Source organism: Colwellia sp. MB3u-41, from assembly GCF_014076845.1.
Lineage (GTDB): Bacteria > Pseudomonadota > Gammaproteobacteria > Enterobacterales > Alteromonadaceae > Colwellia_A.
Genome location: NZ_JACGUT010000067.1, coordinates 1 through 261, shown reverse-complemented (window position 1 = coordinate 261; position 261 = coordinate 1). Strand labels below are relative to the sequence as shown.

The following is a 261-nucleotide window of genomic DNA, read 5'->3' as shown; positions in this document are numbered from 1 at the left end:
TTAATTCTCTCACGAGAGGCAAGAAAAGACGTAAAACAGTTTAATAATGATGTCACACAGATTAAGTATTAATTATCTCTTAGGAGATTAATTAGTACGTTTTATGTAGTTACTGCTTCTCTTTTAAGAGTTGTTGGTAACACGACAGAATTCATTGAGCAGATGTCTTGGTTTCGACTAAGCATCACAAACGATTTTTTAATTGAAGAGTTTGATCATGGCTCAGATTGAACGCTGGCGGCAGGCTTAACACATGCAAGT

General features: G+C 35.6%; 1 rRNA gene. It reads left to right on the top strand.

From position 1 onward, the window contains the following. Positions 1-199: 199 nt before the first annotated feature. Positions 200-261 (top strand): 16S ribosomal RNA (locus H4J73_RS06715); the annotation flags it as partial.